Genomic DNA, 16,236 nt, shown 5'->3' with positions numbered 1-16,236 from the left:
ATGATTTACTAAAAGAAAGGAGAGGGTCAAAGTAATTTTCTTAGGTTTGTAGTATAATCGCAAGAGAATATTTAAAGGAAAGAGAAGGGGTATTTATTTTGAAACCAAAAACTTATGCAGTTGTTGATATCGAAACAACTGGGACAAATCCAAAAGAAGATCGAATAATCCAATTTGGGTGTGTCATGATTGAAGGTGGTCGAATCACTTCTCGTTTTTCGATAGATATTAATCCAGGCCGAAAGATTTCTAAACAAATCCAACATTTAACTGGGATTACAAATCAGCGTGTGCAGCAAGCGCCTTATTTCGAAGATGTTGCACAAACAATCTATCATTTATTAGCTGACACAATTTTTGTCGCACATAATATATATTTTGACTATAATTTTCTTAACCAAGAATTGACCCGTTGCAATACACCAGCTTTGACGATTCCAGGAATTGATACCGTTGAGTTAGCACAAATTTTCTTGCCCTGTGAACCAAGTTTTCGTCTTTCTGATTTATCGGAGAGTCTAGGTTTTGTCCACGAAAATCCCCATCAGGCAGACAGTGATGCAGAAGTGACTGCACAACTTCTTTTACTGATCGAAGAGCGTATGCAGCAGCTTCCGATCATCACTTTAGAAAAAATCATTGAATTAAGCGGACAGACAGGAATGGATACCGCTGGATTTATCCAACACGTGACCGATAAAATGCGAGAGAATCCTCCTAGATTGAAGGAAGACTGGGAAATCATCGATGGCATTGCTTTGCGAAAAAAAGAAGTAGAGCTCTACACAGACGTGCATTATGGCAAAAAGGTCTATCCAAGGAAGAAACAGGCCAAAGAGAAGTTGTTTGGCAAAACATTGATGTATCGAAAAGAACAGAATCGTTTGATGAATGCGGTGTATGACCATTTTACAAAAGATGAGTCTAAAAATCTGATGATTGAAGCTGCTACAGGAATGGGCAAAACAATCGGCTATCTCTTACCCCTTAGTTATCTGGCAACACCAGAAAAACCAGCAATCATCAGTACAGTATCGCTTGTTTTACAACAGCAGATCATGGAAAAAGATATCCCTTTGTTGAATCAGTTATTGGAGCAACCGATCCAAGCAACTATCATCAAAAGTTACCGGCATTATATCGATCTCCAACGATTCAAGGCAACACTGGCAACACCAAAGGAGCAAAAACAATATGCTCTCTATCAAATGTCGGTCTTGGTCTGGTTGACCCAAACAACAACAGGTGATTTAGATGAATTGCATCTGACGAATCTGAATCATGCTTTTTTCTCAGAGATCGCGCATCGAGGAACAAACTTTTTAGCACGTAATCAATCTTTCTATGAACAAGATTTTGTCCGTTTCCTAGAAAGAAAAGTCCAGCAGAGCAATTTTTTGATTGTGAACCATGCTTTTTTAGTCCAAGAGACACAAAGGAAAACACCTTTACTTCCGAAAAGTCCTTATTTATTGATCGATGAAGCGCATCATTTACCAGACATTGCAGAAAAGGTGAGCGAACAGCGGCTAAGTATTGCTCAATTTTATAAACAAATCCAGCAATTTGAAGATCCAGAACGATTGTTTGACCGCATTCAAAGTTATTTGCCGGAGAATCATGACATGCGTCGCTGGCTTGAGATTTACCGAGATGAATTAAGTGCATTATGTGAGGCACAGATTTTTCTGGCAGAAGGGTTGAATGAGTTTGCACCTAAGGAGACCCATGGCGAATATCCAGAAGAAATAATGGTCACCAAAGATATGCTTGATCAGCTTCCATTAGAAGCAAGTATGGCAATTGATCATCTTCATTTGTTTTACCGCGAAATCCAACAATTGCAGATACAGATGCGCCTTAGTCTAGAAATCATCCAAGAAAGTTGGACGAACCAGATGCGGATCGATTTGGCGACTTTCTATCAGCTGTTTGATCAAATGGAAAAACAAGGATTTTTTATGGGAAAATGGCTAGAAGATTGGCATGAGAATCTGATTCATTGGTTCGTACCCGGTAAGAATCCGCAGCAAACGATTTTTCATTTGCATGATTTCCAGGCTGCTTTATTAGAAACAACCGCTTGGTATCCTCGCTATGAAAGAATATTATATATCGGTGGCACATTAAAAGTCGGGCCAAATCGTCACTATCTAGCGAAGCGCTTGGGGATAGAAGAAACACCACTCAAAGTGATTGCTTCTCCTTATGATTATGAGCAACAAGCTAGAGTCTATGTGCCTAAAGATGCTCCGGCAATCAATCAAGTGAGCAGTCAGCAGTATGTTGATTATTTGGCAAATTCTCTCATGGAGTTGATTACACAAGAGAAGCGTCCGATCTTAGTCCTGTTTACCTCCCATGATATTTTACAAAAAGTGTACCAACGGATTCATTTGACTATGTTGGAGCAAGGACGAGAGATTCTGGCACAAGGTTTTGGTGGCAGTCGCCAAAAACTTTTGAAACGGTTCACGTTATCGGAAATGAGCGTACTGTTTGGTGCAGACAGCTTTTGGGAGGGCGTCGATCTACCTGGAGATGCGTTACAAATCGTAGTAGTGACTCGACTTCCTTTCGATAATCCTTTGCGTCCGATGGTAAGAGCTAGAAATGCGTATCTCGAATCAGAAGGACTCAATCCCTTCTATCAGGAGCTGGTCCCCAAAGCAGCCTTGAAGCTGAGACAGGCATTAGGTCGTTTGATTCGTTCAGAAAAAGACCGCGGGGTTCTGCTGATTTTGGATCGACGCTTGCTTTCTGCTAAATATGGGGCGCGGATCATTCAAGCTTTGCCTAAAAAAATCACGATCAAGGAAGACTCAATGGAAGAGATTTGCCATGACATCCATCACTTCTTAAACAAAAACGAAGAATAAACTTCCTGTGACATTCTTTTTTCATATCAAAAATCTGCTATAATGAATGATAGCGAACAAAAAAAAGGAGCGACGATCCTTGAAAAAATCACCAAAGAAAAACAAAAAGAAAAAAACGACAAAAGAAAAGATAATCAACCGCGTTTTACTTGGCTTGATCATTTTTTTATTAGCAGTGATCGTATTTAGTTCGATTTTCTATTTACGCTCAAGTCGTCCAATGATGCAGGCGAAAAAAGAAGCGACTGAGATTGCCGAAAAATATGCCGATCTAAAGGAAGTTGATCGTTTTTATTGGTTCACACGTAAAAAAACGTATTTCTCTTTGACAGGTAAAAATGATAAAGGCCAGGAAATCGTGGTCGTCATTCCAAAATCGGGTGAAAAAGTAAAAGTTTTAGCTCAAAAAGACGGGCTGACAGAAAAAGAAGCGAGACAAAAGATTGCGGATGCTCATCCAGATATCCAAGTCGAAAAAGCAACTCTTGGGATGTACGATGATCAAGTAGTCTGGGAAATCACAGGAGAAAATTCACATAATGAATTGAATTATTATCTAATTGCTTTTGACACAGGAAAAGAAGTAAAAACAATTACCGATATCTAAATTGTAAAGGATGAGTTAGATGAATCTATCAGAAAAAATTCAACGGCTAGAACCGTCTGTTACGCTGGCAGCAGCAGCAAAAGCGAAAGCGTTGAAGGCACAAGGTAGGGATATTTTGAGCTTAACTGTTGGGGAACCTGATTTTGCTACGCCAGAAAACATTCAAGAGGCAGCCATCAAGGCAATCAAAAATGGTAAAGCTAGTTATTACACACCAAGCGCTGGTATCCCTGAATTGCGTCAAGCAGTCGTCGCCTATCTCAAACAGAATTATGGTGTCGATTATGCACCCTCACAAACAATTGTGACTGATGGGGCTAAATTTGCACTTTATGCGTTATTCCAAACCATTTTGGATCCGGCAGATGAAGTGATCATTCCGGTACCGTATTGGGTCAGTTATGGAGAACAAGTGAAGTTAGCAGAAGGAAAGCCAGTATTTGTCAAAGGTGAAGAGAGAAACGGCTTTAAAGTAACTGTTTCTCAACTCGAACAAGTACGCACAGCAAAAACGAAAGCAATCATCATCAATTCCCCGTCAAATCCGACAGGAATGATCTATGAGAAAAATGAACTTCAAGCAATTGGGGAATGGGCTGTCAAAAACGATATTTTGATAGTTGCAGATGATATTTATGGACGATTAGTTTATAATGGCAATGAGTTTACTCCAATTGCAACGATATCAGAAGCAATTCGTCAACAAACCATCATCATCAATGGCGTGTCAAAAACATATGCGATGACAGGGTGGAGGATCGGTTATGCTGTAGGTAATCAAGAGATTATCAATGGAATGATCGCTATTGCTTCACAGTCGACCAGTAATCCAACTGCAGTTAGTCAATACGCGGCAGTTGAGGCTTTGACAGGGACTCAAAATACGGTAGAGGAAATGAGAAGTGCATTTGAAGAGCGTTTGAATATCATATATCCGCTTGTTTCTAATTTACCTGGAGTAACGATCAATAAGCCCCAAGGTGCATTTTATTTATTCCCGAATGTCAAACAAACGATGGCGATTTGCGGATATGAGAACGTCACTCGCTGGGTAGAAGATCTATTAGAAGAAACTGGCGTTGCTTTGATAACTGGTGAAGGGTTCGGTGCGCCAGAAAATGTGCGTATGAGTTATGCGGCAGATCTAGGAACCTTAGAAGAAGCAGTGAGACGGATTGCCCGATTCATTGAGAGTAAAAGTCAAAATTAATCCTAAAAATAGGAAATGATAAAGGAGAGTCAACGTGGAACAAATTCAAATCATCGATTCGAAAAACCATGTGGGAGAAACAGTAAAAATCGGCGCTTGGGTAGCCAATAAGCGTTCAAGCGGAAAAATCGCCTTTTTACAATTAAGAGACGGTACTGCTTATTTCCAAGGAGTAGTCGTAAAAAGTGAAGTGTCAGAAGAAGTTTTCCAACTTGCGAAAAACTTGCACCAAGAAACATCGATCATCATAACAGGTGAAATCCGTGAAGATAGTCGTTCAAAATTCGGTTACGAAATTGGGATATCTGACATTGAAGTGGTCAGTGAAAGTCATGATTACCCTATCACACCAAAAGAACACGGCACAGATTTCTTGATGGATCATCGCCATTTATGGTTACGTTCTTCAAGACAGCATGCGATCATGCAAATCAGAAATGAAATCATTCGTGCAACGTATGAATTTTTCAATGATCATCATTTTGTTAAGATCGATCCACCGATTTTGACTGGTTCTGCACCAGAAGGAACAACGGATCTATTTGAAACAAACTATTTTGATCAAAAAGCTTACTTATCTCAAAGCGGACAGCTTTATATGGAAGCTGCTGCAATGGCTTTTGGGAAAGTATTCTCATTCGGACCAACTTTTCGTGCGGAAAAATCAAAAACTCGTCGTCACTTGATTGAATTCTGGATGATCGAACCTGAAATGGCATTTATGCATCAGGAAGAAAGTCTAGAAGTCCAAGAACAATATGTCGCTTTCTTAGTGCAAAATGTTCTTGATCATTGTGACTATGCGTTAGATGTCTTGGAAAGAGACAAAGAAGTACTGAAAACTTATACAAAATTACCATTCCCACGTATCTCATACGATGATGCAATCGAATTATTGAAGAAAAACGGCTTCGATGACATCGAGTGGGGAGATGACTTTGGTTCACCACACGAAACATTCATCGCAAATTCGTTTGAACAACCTGTCTTTATTTTGAACTATCCGAAAGCAATCAAACCTTTCTACATGAAGCCACATCCAACAAGAGATGATGTTGTTATTTGTGCCGACATGATCGCTCCAGAAGGTTATGGCGAAATCATCGGTGGTAGTGAACGGGCAACGGATTACGAATTTTTATTAGAACAAATCAGAAACCATGGATTAGATGAAAATGAATATTCTTGGTATCTTGATCTACGTAAATATGGTTCTGTTCCCCATTCTGGATTTGGACTAGGTCTGGAACGTACGGTGACTTGGATTGCTGGTATTGATCATGTACGTGAAGCAATCCCATTCCCACGTTTATTGAACCGTATTTATCCATAGAAAAACAGCTAGCTGTTCTAGAGATACATGCTTCGGTTTTGATACAGTAAAGTACTAGAAGCTATAGGAAAAGCAATCGCTAAACCTAAAGAAGGATTCCACGAACATTAATGATGAATGTTTGTGGGGTCCTTTTTAGTATTGACATATTCTTCACAGATAGCAAAAATCAAACTGTCTCTCAATAAAATGGCCAGGTACGAAGAAGTAAAATAGTTGAAAAAAAGAATAGCATATTTGTCTCTGGAAAATGATGGTATAATACGATTGTGTTAGTGCAAGATAGTCAAAATTAAAGCTGACTCGAGGTATTAGAATGTACCAGACAAATGGAAAGCGTTGCTTTAAAAGAGACAAGTCTGGGACAAATCTAAAAATCAGGTTTGCTACAGACTCTCGAGTAAACAGCGGGAGCAGAAGCAACTCCTTCGGAAATAAGCCGAAACTCACAAAAATTTGAAAAGCAATTTTCGTTCATTTCTTCTTATTTCTCGGAGTTAAACACTTCTGTCCCAGCCTCTCTCAAATAAACGGTATCCGAAAGTCAGTTTTTTCTCTTCAATTTCTCAACCCTAAACGACTTTTATCTCGAGTTCATTGCAAAATGAATGGCTACGCCTGATTAACAAGTTAAACGTAACGATAATGCAAAAATCTAACCGAAGCATGAAAATTTGGAAGAAAAATCTGTAGAGTTATTTTAGTGCAGACAGCAAAGAAGAGCAATTGCAAACAGCGTGTTGGAATAGGAATGAAAAGACACATTCTCAATATTGCTTATTGTTCCCAGGTGAAATCTAAGCTGGAGATGCTGTGTTTTCTCTTTATACTAATGTAAGCGAATACGTTAGGGGGAAAGGAAGCCAATTCCCAAAAGTACGCTGATTGATCATAGACAAGAGAAAAAAGAAAGCGTAAATAGACGCAATAGGAGGAAAGTAATTTGAAAAAACGTATTTTATTTATTGGTGATAGTATTACTGATTGTGACAGAGAATATAATGACTCAAAAGATTTAGGTAATGGTTATCCATTGTTGGTAGCAAAACGATTGAGTACACAGTTTCCAACTATCGAATTTGATATTCTTAATAAAGGAATCAATGGAAATAAGATTGCTGATCTACGAGCACGTTTTGACACAGACTGTTTGGATCTTGAACCAGATATCGTTTCGATTCTTATCGGTATCAATGATACGTGGCATAATGTGAATGATCCAACCACGTTTGCAACGGAACAATCAATGACGATGTTTGAAGAAGATTACCGTTACTTGATCGAAAAATTGTTGGAGAAAGGAATAAAGCAGGTTGTATTAATGGAGCCTTTTGTATTACCAGAGCCACTTGATCGCCAGGCCTGGCGCAAGGACCTTGATCCGAAAATACAGATCATTCGTAAGTTAGCGGAAGAATACCATCTGGTGTTTGTTCCCTTAGATGGAAAACTGAATGCGTTGGGAATTATTCGAGGATTTAGTAAATATACAGGAGAAGATGGTGTACATCCTACACTTGCCGGACATGAGATCATTGCACAAAGTTGGTTAGAGTTTGTCGTACCTGAAATGTTAGTGAATCTTTGATAAAGGGTGAATAAATGGAAATACGAGAAGCAAAAGCGGAGGATCTTCAACAAATCAACTTGCTTTTTCAAACTGCCAAAGGAGTACCTACTGTAAAAATAAAGGAATATGATCTCCAAAATCCTACTCGGATCTCTGTAGTGGCTGAAGTGAGACAGTCAAATGGGACACCGAAGCTGATTGCCTTCGGTCAGGCCTTTCAAATAGACAAAACAGTGGGGGTGCGTTCTGGAAAACTAGTTGAAAAAATGTTTATCGCAATCGAAGAAGAAGAAAAGGTCCAAACTGAATTTATCAAATACTGGCTACTTGCAGCAATGAAAAGAAAGATCGCTGATTTTTTTATTGATTTACTTTGATGTTCATTTATTTGCTCATGTTAGAAAGAAACGTGAAAAACAAGTATCACAGGCACTAGGTGATAGCAAACGATAAAGACAAAGCAACTCCTTTCGAAAATAAGCCGTTATCCTCAAAAATTTTAAAAATGCTCTTTGTGGATATCAGCTTATTTTTTTGTTCAGATTTCTGCCTCAGATATCTTTAGAAAGCCTGTATTATAAAACGACAAATCTGAATCGATCTTATAAAAGTATCGCCACTCACCCTTGTATCTAACCTTTAAACATGACTCTATTTTGAATAGATAGGTTGGTATTCGAGGTCGAGACAAAAGTGTTTCTTACTTTTGTCCCATGCTCGTTTTTTCGAAATTTCCGAAAAACCTGACTTTTGGATGCCGTTTATTTGAGAGAGGCTGGGACAGAAGTGTTTAACTCCGAGAAATAAGAAGAAATGAACGAAAATTGCTTTTCAAATTTTTGTGAGTTTCGGCTTATTTCCGAAGGAGTTGCTTCTGCTCCCGCTGTTTACTCGAGAGTCTGTAGCAAACCTGATTTTAGTTTTGTCCCAGAGTCTATTCAAAAGATAAAATCTGAAAAATATTTTTGTTCACTTCTCTAAAAGGACATTTTCTATTTGACACATGAGTATTCATTCATATATAATTACTTATGAAGAGTTACTCATGTGTAAGAGCGAGGAGTGAGGAAAATGAAGAGTTATTATTTAGATGGATTAGATTGTGCCAATTGCGCGATGAAAATCGAGAAAAAAGTGAATGAAATCAAAGGAGTAAAGCAAGCGACTGTCAATTTTACGACATGTAAACTGACGATCGAAGCGAGTGATAAAGATTTAGCAACAATTGAAAACGAAACGAAAAGAGTCATAAAAGAAGTAGAACCAGATGTTTCGATGAAAGAGATCACCAAGAAAAAGCAAGAAGTTCAGGGAGAAAAAGACGACCAAGAAAAACGTGCATTGCTACGTATCATCCTTTCTGCTATCGGCTTGCTGATTTTGTTCCTGTGGTCACCAGCTGAACCAATCAAATTTATCGGATTTTTGTTGATATACTTAGTCATTGGATTTGATATCATCAAACGGGCAGTCGGGAACATAATCAAAGGACAAATTTTTGATGAAAATTTTTTGATGGCGATTGCGACTATTGGAGCAATGCTGATCGGAGAATATCCAGAAGCAGTTGCAGTTATGCTGTTTTATCAAGTTGGTGAATACTTCCAAGGATTTGCAGTGAACCAATCGAGAAAATCGATTCGTGAATTGATGGCGATCCGTCCAGAAGTTGCCCATGTCCAAACAGAAAACGGGTTGATAACAAAGCAACCCGAAGATATAGTGATTGGAGAGCAAGTATTAGTCAAACCTGGCGAACGTGTGCCATTAGACGGAACGATCCTTACAGGCCAATCATTAGTAGATACCTCGGCACTGACTGGAGAGTCTGTACCTAAAGAAGTGTTTGTTGGTGAAACAGTTTTAAGTGGATTTATCAATAAAAATCAGCCATTAGTGATCAAGGTTGAAAAGACGTATGAGAATTCTACGATTAGTAAACTATTGGAATTAGTTGAAAATGCAAGCAGTAAAAAAGCACCAGCAGAAAATTTCATCACGAGATTTGCTCGCTACTATACACCGATCGTCGTAGGGTTAGCTTTAGTACTTGCTGTCGTTCCACCCCTTGTGATCTCTGGGGCAGAATTTTCTGATTGGATCTATCGTGCGTTGACTTTCCTAGTGATTTCTTGCCCTTGTGCGTTAGTGATTTCTGTCCCATTAAGCTTCTTTGGTGGAATCGGTGGCGCAAGTAAAATCGGGGTATTGGTAAAAGGTGGGAATTACTTAGAATTATTGGCCCATACGGATACAATTGTTTTTGATAAAACCGGGACTTTGACAAAAGGTGATTTTTCTGTTCAAAAATTAGAAACAACTCTTGAGAAAACACAATTTATGCAATACGTAGCAAGTGCTGAACAATTATCTACCCATCCCATTGCACAAGCTGTTTTATCTGCTTATGAAGGTTCATTATTGGTAGTAGAAGAAATAGAAGAAGTGGCAGGAGAAGGAATCAAGGCACAGATAGATGGAAAACTTGTTTTGGTCGGTAATCACAAGTTAATGGAAAGATACCAGATCAAGATCACGAAGAGTGAAGAAGTTGGTACCCTTTTATATGTAGCGCTGGATGGTGAATTTGTCGGTTATTTGGTGATTGCAGATACAGTGAAAACTGATGCGCAAGAAGCATTGCGCAAACTAAAACAAGTGGGAATCAAACAAACGGTGATGCTCACTGGGGATGCCCAAAATATTGCCGATCATATCGGACACAAACTTGGGATAGATAAGGTATACAGTGAATTACTGCCACAAGACAAGGTCGAAAAATTAGAAAATATCATGGAGAATGCAATACAACAAACCGCATTTGTCGGTGATGGAATCAATGATGCACCTGTTTTGGCGAGAGCAGATGTTGGAATTGCTATGGGTGGTTTGGGAAGCGATGCAGCGATCGAAGCGGCAGATGTGGTCATCATGAATGACGAACCCTCGAAAATCGTTGATGCAATTCGCTTATCTAGAAAAACGTTGAAAATCGTCAAACAAAATATTCTCTTTGCAATTGGTGTCAAAGCGCTTGTTCTATTATTAGGTGCATTCGGCATCGCTTCAATGGGAGATGCTGTTTTTGCGGATGTTGGAGTGACTGTCTTAGCCGTTTTAAATGCAATGAGATGTTTACGCGTTAAATAATACTCATCTACTTAGGGATAAAAAAGCCTTTATTTTTTCGAGTCTTTTCGATTAAATAGAGGTTTTTTTGCGCTCATGTCAGAAAAACACATAGCAACTATTTTGAAAAAAAACGATTAAAATAACTTTTTTAATTTTATTTTTTCAGAATATTCTATAAAAAAGGAAAGGTTTTTTCATAAAATGTGCCTTTTTAAAAGGGTTTTACCCCGAAAAATGATAATAAGATGTAAGTAAAATGTGTAATTGCTAAAATAATCCACAATTAAAATAACATTATATTGTAAAAATGTAAGAGTTTTATTATGATTACATGTGGATGTTAGTTTTACCTATTAAAATAAAAAAGGAGAGAACAAATGAACGATAAACAATTACGTTGGTTTACCGTGGCTTTAATTGCATTCAACATGGTGTGGGGTATGGGGAATGTAGTCAACAATTATGCGCAACAAGGGATTTCCGTTGTTACCTCTTGGTTATTGATTCTTGCTATTTATTTTATCCCCTATGCCTTAATTGTTGGACAACTTGGCTCCGCCTTCAAAGATAGCAAAGGTGGCGTCAGCTCTTGGGTAGAGAATACGACCTCAAATAAACGATTGGCGTATTATGCTGCTTGGACTTATTGGGTCGTCCATATTCCTTATTTGGCACAAAAACCACAAGCAATCTTAATTGCAGCTGGTTGGGCAGTTGAAGGAAATGGCAATATCGTCAATACGATGTCAGTCCAAATGGTGGCGGTCATCTCATTGATCATTTTCTTAGCCTTCCTTTATCTTTCAACAAAAGGACTATCGACACTAAAAGTGATTGGTGGTTTGGCTGGTACAGCTATGTTCGTGATGTCTTTATTATTCATCTTGCTCGCTGTTACAGCACCATTCATCAATCCAACAATGGAGTTTGCGACTCCTCATATGAATGAAGTCAAAACATACATCCCTACATTTGACTTTAGCTATTTCACGACAGTTTCGATGTTAGTATTTGCGGTTGGCGGAGCAGAAAAAATTTCTCCATATGTCAATTCAACACGTAACCCTGCAAAAGAATTTCCAAAAGGAATGATCTTTTTAGCGGCAATGGTCGGTGTATGTGCGGTCTTAGGTTCAGTAGCGATGGGGATGCTCTTCGCTAGTGACAATATTCCTAAAGATCTGATGGCAAATGGTGCATATAGTGCATTCCAAATCCTTGGGAATTATTATGGTATAGGAAATGTATTGATGATCATTTACGCATTGACAAATATGGTCGGCCAGATTTCTGCATTAGCCTTTTCGATCGATGCGCCACTAAAAATTTTATTAGCTGATGCTGATCCAAACTTTGTACCTAATTGGTTGCGCAAACGTAACCGCAAAGGAACACTAGTCAACGGCTATTTATTAACTGGGATTTTAGTCGGTATCATCATCTTACTACCGATCGTTGGGATCAAGGATATGAATGAACTAGTCAAATGGTTGACAAACCTGAATTCAGTAGTTATGCCAATGCGTTATTTATGGGTATTCTTAGCTTATATGATGTTGAATAAAGCGTATAAGAAATTCACTTCTGAATATAAGTTTGTTAAAAATCCAAAAATCGGCTTTATTTTTGGCGCTTGGTGTTTTGCATTCACTGCATTTGCTTGTATTTTGGGAATGGTACCAAAAGTCGAATATGCAGCTGATCCGAAAGCATGGTGGTTCCAGTTGGTCTCAAACGTCGTGACACCGATCATTTTGATTTTATTAGGAATGATCTTACCTGCAATTGCACGTAGAGATAAAAATAAAATAGAAGAACCTGTTACTCAAGTATGATGAACAGAACGTGAGTCTATTCATGGATAGAGAAAAATATCCAATAGTTTGAAAAAACAGGAAATAAGCTGAAAATAAGAACAGACCGTTTATACGGATAAAGAGAGACGAGGCATAAGGATGCCTTGCCTCTCTTTTTTCCTATGGTAAGATAGAAAAAAAGATGAATGAAATGGGGAGAGTAGATGAAGCGAATGATTATCGGTCAAAGCGGTGCTGGGAAATCTACACTAGCAAGGAAGATGCAAACGATCACACGTAGTCCTCTGTTACCACTAGACTTGTTATGGCATACCACAGATTACAGTGACGAGGCTGCAGAATGGTTCAAAGCAGAACAAATTAAATTCATGGCTGAAAATGAATCATGGATCATCGAAGGCAACTATACCGGTACAGCGACAGAGAGAATCGAAGAAGCAGATCAGATCATCTTGCTAAAAGTCCCCACACTCCTCGCAATCTATCGAGTGATTTTAAGAAGTATCAAAAGAAAAAGAAACAAAGCAACAAGACCAGATATGCCTCACACCTTTAGTGAAAAACTAGATAGCGAATATATAGAATTTCTCTCATTTGTTTTACATTATAAGAAAAAAATGAACCGCGGTTATTGAATCGTATTGACCAACTAGGTGCAAGCGAAAAATTGATTATTTTGCACAATAAACGGGAGCAAACAGCATTTTTAAAGAAATTGAGCAAATAATAGGAGAAACCATTTGACATTTTTCGTTTACAGTTGTAATCTATATCCGTGCTTAAGTTTACATCTGTAAACAGAAAGGAAGAGTGATGAGATGAAAGAAGTAACTTCCCCAATCAAGATCAGTGACTCTGAGTGGGAGATCATGCGAGTCATCTGGACCCTTGGTCAATCGACAGCACAAGAAATCACGCAGATACTCGCAGAATCCATGGAATGGAAAGCAGCCACAGTAAAAACTTTGTTGGGACGTCTGGTGAAAAAAGAAGCGGTCTGGACAGAACAAGAAGGGAAAAAATTTATTTATCATCCTGCCGTTTCGGAGACGGAAACGGTTCGCAGTGCAACCGAGAATCTTTTTTCCCATATCTGCGCAAAAAGGATCGGGGCAACGATTGCTGACTTAGTGGAAGAAGCAACATTGACGCAAGAAGATATCGAGATGATCTTAGACCAATTAAATAAAAAACAGCCAGTCGCATCCGTTGCATGCAACTGTATCCCTGGCCAATGCCATTGTAAGGAACATCAATAAGGAGGAATAAATGATGAAACAAGAATTTTCAATTAAAGGAATGAGTTGTAACCATTGTGTCGAACGTGTGGAAGAAGCCGTTCATTCACTTGATGGCGTAAAAAAGATAAAAGTCAATTTAAAAAAAGAAAATGGGATCGTGAAATATGATGAAGAAAAAATCCAACCGGAAAAAATCTGCCAGACGATCAATGCATTAGGCTATCAATCTGAGGTGATTTGATGGATGCCCAAACAAAAATGGATACATTTGTTATCACAGGGATGACCTGTGCGAATTGTTCTGCTCGAATCGAGAAAGAATTGAAAGAGCAACCGGGTGTTGTATCTGCAACTGTTAATTTAGCTACTGAAAAAGCTAGTGTGACTTATAAAGAAACGTCAACAGAAAAACTGATTCGTAGTGTCGAAAATATCGGGTATGGAGCAATCTTGTACGACGAAGCACACAAACAAAAGATTGCAGAAGAAAAAACGGCTTATCGCAAGAAAATGAAATTTGACCTGATTTTCAGTGCAGTATTGACGTTGCCGCTAATGTTGGCAATGATCGCGATGATGTTAGGGAACAATAGTGAGATCGTCCACTTTTTTCATCGGCCGATCGTTCAACTTATCTTAGCTATTCCAGTCCAATTTTATGTGGGATGGCGTTTTTATAAAGGTGCCTATCATGCATTGAAAACAAAGGCACCAAATATGGATGTCTTAGTCGCAATCGGAACGACTGCGGCTTTTGCTTTAAGTGTCTACAATGGCTTTTTTCCAAGTCATTCTACCGATTTATATTTTGAAAGCAGCAGTATGATCATTACGTTGATATTGTTAGGTAAATATTTGGAACATACAGCGAAAAGCAAAACAGGTGACGCGATCAAACAGTTGATGTCGTTACAGACAAAGACGGCTCAAGTGTTAAGAGATGGACAGGAACAAACGATCTCGATTGGTGAAGTCAATCTATCAGATATCCTAGTGATCCGTCCGGGGGAACAGATACCGACAGATGGAAAGATCATTTCAGGGACTAGTGCCATTGATGAAAGTATGCTGACAGGGGAAAGTGTTCCAGTGGAGAAAAAGGAAAATGACTCTATCTTTGGAGGAACGATCAATACAATTGGTTTGATCCAAATGGAAGTTTCTCAAATTGGGAAACAAACAGTTTTGGCACAGATCATTCAAATGGTCGAAGATGCTCAAGGAAGCAAAGCACCCATCCAAAAGATCGCTGATAGGATCTCAGGGATATTCGTACCGATTGTTTTAGTGCTTGCAGTGTTAACGTTACTGATTACTGGATTTATGACCAATGACTGGCAACTTGCCGTGATCCATAGTGTTTCAGTTTTAGTGATCGCCTGTCCATGTGCGCTTGGTCTAGCCACACCTACAGCGATCATGGTAGGTACAGGAGTCGGCGCTCGCAATGGGATTTTGATCAAAGGTGGCGGAGCATTAGAAGCAGCGGCACATTTGAGCAGTATCATCCTAGATAAAACAGGCACGATCACTCGCGGTACGCCAGAAGTGACAGATGTTTTGGGAAACGAAGAAGTAGCTTCGCTCTTTTATTCATTAGAATATGCTTCTGAACATCCTTTAGGTAAAGCAATCGTCGCTTACGGAGAAACCCAAGGGATGATCGCTGAGCCGATCACAGATTTCACTGCCCATCCAGGAGCTGGCATCAGTGGGAAAATCAATGGACAGTTTTATTTTGCCGGTACCAGAAAGCGGTTGGAAGAAATGACCCTTTCATTTGATGAATTTCAAGAACAAGCGTTAGAATTAGAAGGACAGGGGAAAACAGTCATGTTTTTGGCAAATGACAAAAAAGTCCTTGGTTTGATCGCTGTATCGGATCAAATCAAAGATGACGCCAAACAGGCGATCGCACAGTTACAGAACAATGGTGTCGAAGTTTACATGGTGACAGGAGACAATCAACTTGCAGCTCAAGCAATCGGTAAACAAGTTGGAATCGATCCAGCACATATTTTCGCAGAAGTGTTACCGGAAGACAAAGCGAACTACGTTGAGAGCCTTCAGAAAAAAGGAGAAAAAGTTGGAATGGTCGGTGATGGGATCAACGATGCGCCAGCGTTAGCTCTTGCAGATGTGGGGATCGCTATGGGAAGTGGGACGGATATCGCAATGGAAGCTGCAGATGTCACTTTGATGAATAGTCATTTGACTTCGATCAGCCAAATGATTGCTCTTTCGACAGCCACTTTGAAGAAGATCAAGCAAAATTTATTTTGGGCATTTATTTATAATACGATTGGCATTCCATTCGCCGCACTCGGCTTTTTGAATCCTATCATTGCGGGTGGCGCCATGGCCTTTAGTTCTGTAAGTGTTTTGCTAAACTCCCTAAGTTTGAATCGGAGGATGACACATTCGAAGAAAGGATAGGGTAAAGATGA

General features: G+C 39.1%; 11 protein-coding genes and 3 pseudogenes. 13 read left to right on the top strand and 1 reads right to left on the bottom strand.

Annotated features, from left to right (window positions below; all coding sequences use genetic code 11):
- Positions 1-98 precede the first annotated feature (98 nt).
- The 4 genes from IGI47_RS10185 to asnS are packed head-to-tail and all read left to right on the top strand — an operon-like array spanning position 99 to position 6,029.
- Positions 99-2,879 carry a helicase C-terminal domain-containing protein gene (locus IGI47_RS10185; RefSeq protein WP_438784124.1) on the top strand — a complete coding sequence of 927 codons (2,781 nt, stop codon included), beginning with the start codon at positions 99-101 and terminating at the stop codon, positions 2,877-2,879.
- 46 nt (positions 2,880-2,925) lie between these two features.
- Complete coding sequence (locus IGI47_RS10180) at positions 2,926-3,486, top strand: cell wall elongation regulator TseB-like domain-containing protein (RefSeq protein WP_438784123.1); 561 nt, start codon at positions 2,926-2,928, stop codon at positions 3,484-3,486.
- Positions 3,487-3,505: 19 nt separating this feature from the next.
- Positions 3,506-4,696 carry a pyridoxal phosphate-dependent aminotransferase gene (locus IGI47_RS10175; RefSeq protein WP_438784122.1) on the top strand — a complete coding sequence of 397 codons (1,191 nt, stop codon included), beginning with the start codon at positions 3,506-3,508 and terminating at the stop codon, positions 4,694-4,696.
- A gap of 34 nt (positions 4,697-4,730) precedes the next feature.
- Positions 4,731-6,029 carry an asparagine--tRNA ligase gene (gene asnS / locus IGI47_RS10170; protein WP_005875563.1) on the top strand — a complete coding sequence of 433 codons (1,299 nt, stop codon included), beginning with the start codon at positions 4,731-4,733 and terminating at the stop codon, positions 6,027-6,029.
- A gap of 396 nt (positions 6,030-6,425) precedes the next feature.
- Here the strand turns inward: asnS and IGI47_RS10165 are convergent.
- Positions 6,426-6,545: pseudogene (locus tag IGI47_RS10165) on the bottom strand (DUF3788 family protein); the annotation flags it as partial.
- Between the two features lie 427 nt (positions 6,546-6,972).
- On the opposite strand from IGI47_RS10165, the gene IGI47_RS10160 reads away from it, so the two are divergent.
- From IGI47_RS10160 to IGI47_RS10120, 9 genes and pseudogenes are all read left to right on the top strand, one after another.
- Positions 6,973-7,617, top strand: a complete 645-nt coding sequence (locus tag IGI47_RS10160) for an SGNH/GDSL hydrolase family protein (protein WP_438784121.1) — start codon at positions 6,973-6,975, stop codon at positions 7,615-7,617.
- 14 nt (positions 7,618-7,631) lie between these two features.
- Positions 7,632-7,976: a hypothetical protein gene (locus IGI47_RS10155; protein WP_311929316.1), complete on the top strand. Its 345-nt coding sequence runs from the start codon at positions 7,632-7,634 to the stop codon at positions 7,974-7,976.
- A gap of 398 nt (positions 7,977-8,374) precedes the next feature.
- Positions 8,375-8,494: pseudogene (locus IGI47_RS10150) on the top strand (DUF3788 family protein); the annotation flags it as partial.
- Between the two features lie 176 nt (positions 8,495-8,670).
- Positions 8,671-10,749, top strand: coding sequence for a heavy metal translocating P-type ATPase (locus IGI47_RS10145; protein WP_438784120.1), 2,079 nt, complete (start codon positions 8,671-8,673; stop codon positions 10,747-10,749).
- A 359-nt stretch (positions 10,750-11,108) separates the two neighbouring features.
- Positions 11,109-12,566 carry an APC family permease gene (locus IGI47_RS10140; RefSeq protein WP_438784119.1) on the top strand — a complete coding sequence of 486 codons (1,458 nt, stop codon included), beginning with the start codon at positions 11,109-11,111 and terminating at the stop codon, positions 12,564-12,566.
- A gap of 185 nt (positions 12,567-12,751) precedes the next feature.
- Positions 12,752-13,275: pseudogene (locus IGI47_RS10135) on the top strand (topology modulation protein).
- A gap of 91 nt (positions 13,276-13,366) precedes the next feature.
- Entirely contained in the window at positions 13,367-13,807 is a 441-nt protein-coding gene (locus tag IGI47_RS10130) for a CopY/TcrY family copper transport repressor (RefSeq protein ID WP_005875576.1), read from the top strand.
- Between the two features lie 13 nt (positions 13,808-13,820).
- Positions 13,821-14,030 carry a copper chaperone CopZ gene (gene copZ, locus IGI47_RS10125; RefSeq protein ID WP_005875579.1) on the top strand — a complete coding sequence of 70 codons (210 nt, stop codon included), beginning with the start codon at positions 13,821-13,823 and terminating at the stop codon, positions 14,028-14,030.
- Complete coding sequence (locus IGI47_RS10120) at positions 14,030-16,225, top strand: heavy metal translocating P-type ATPase (protein WP_438784118.1); 2,196 nt, start codon at positions 14,030-14,032, stop codon at positions 16,223-16,225. Before copZ ends, IGI47_RS10120 begins: the two co-directional genes overlap by 1 nt.
- The last annotated feature ends 11 nt before the right edge of the window (positions 16,226-16,236 follow it).

The sequence above is a fragment of the Enterococcus sp. AZ191 genome (assembly GCF_051713845.1).
GTDB lineage: Bacteria > Bacillota > Bacilli > Lactobacillales > Enterococcaceae > Enterococcus_B > Enterococcus_B durans.
This window is presented reverse-complemented; position numbering and strand designations above follow the sequence as displayed.

Bases quoted from the DNA above. Each gene is read 5' to 3' on its own strand.
- IGI47_RS10180 (WP_438784123.1), top strand. From the start codon at position 2,926: ATGATAGCGAACAAAAAAAAGGAGCGACGATCCTTGAAAAAATCACCA.
- IGI47_RS10175 (WP_438784122.1), top strand. From the start codon at position 3,506: ATGAATCTATCAGAAAAAATTCAACGGCTAGAACCGTCTGTTACGCTG.
- IGI47_RS10155 (WP_311929316.1), top strand. From the start codon at position 7,632: ATGGAAATACGAGAAGCAAAAGCGGAGGATCTTCAACAAATCAACTTG.
- IGI47_RS10145 (WP_438784120.1), top strand. From the start codon at position 8,671: ATGAAGAGTTATTATTTAGATGGATTAGATTGTGCCAATTGCGCGATG.
- IGI47_RS10140 (WP_438784119.1), top strand. From the start codon at position 11,109: ATGAACGATAAACAATTACGTTGGTTTACCGTGGCTTTAATTGCATTC.
- IGI47_RS10130 (WP_005875576.1), top strand. From the start codon at position 13,367: ATGAAAGAAGTAACTTCCCCAATCAAGATCAGTGACTCTGAGTGGGAG.
- copZ (WP_005875579.1), top strand. From the start codon at position 13,821: ATGAAACAAGAATTTTCAATTAAAGGAATGAGTTGTAACCATTGTGTC.
- IGI47_RS10120 (WP_438784118.1), top strand. From the start codon at position 14,030: ATGGATGCCCAAACAAAAATGGATACATTTGTTATCACAGGGATGACC.